This window comes from Streptomyces sp. SD15, assembly GCF_054462255.1.
This window is the reverse complement of the sequence record NZ_JBTLMO010000166.1, coordinates 1-556: the sequence shown is the minus strand read 5'-3', so window position 1 is coordinate 556 and position 556 is coordinate 1. Positions and strand designations below refer to the sequence as shown.

Annotated in this window: 1 protein-coding gene; it reads right to left on the bottom strand. The window is 69.4% G+C overall.

Features of this window, described 5'->3' with window-relative positions; all coding sequences use genetic code 11:
• A partial coding sequence (locus tag ACX28W_RS44030) for an Ig-like domain repeat protein (protein WP_459005711.1) occupies nt 1-479 on the bottom strand: 479 nt, incomplete at its 3' end.
• Between the last annotated feature and the right edge of the window lie 77 nt (nt 480-556).

Sequence of the window (556 nt, the reverse complement as noted above, 5' to 3'; positions counted from 1 at the left end):
AAGTTGCTGTCACCGCCGTAGGAGGCGCTGATGGTGAACGGACTGCCGGTTGTCGTGGTGTAGGTGTGGGTCACCGTCGCGGTACCGCCCACCAAAGTCACCGTCTCGGCCGGGCTGCCGTCGCCGAAGTTGATCGTGACATTCCCCGTGGGCGTGCCGGTCCCCGGCGCGACCGGCGCCACCGTCGTGGTGATGGTCACCTCCTCGCCGACCGTCGACGGATCCGGCGCGGACGTGACCGTCGTGGTCGTGGCCGACTGACTGACGGTGTGCGTGTCGGTGTCCGAGGAACCAGCGAAGTTGCTGTTCCCGGCATACGTGGCGGTGACGGTGAACGGACTGCCGGTTGTGGTCGTGTAGGCGTGGGTCACCGTCGCCGTACCGCCCACCAGGGTGCCGCTCTGGGTCGGCGACCCGTCACCGAAGTCGAAGGTGACCGTCCCCGTCGGCGTGCCCGCACCCGGCGCCACCGGCGCCACCGTCGCCGTGAAACTCACCGACTGCCCCACCACCGACGGATCCGGCGACGAAGCCACCGTCGTGGTCGTCACCGCCG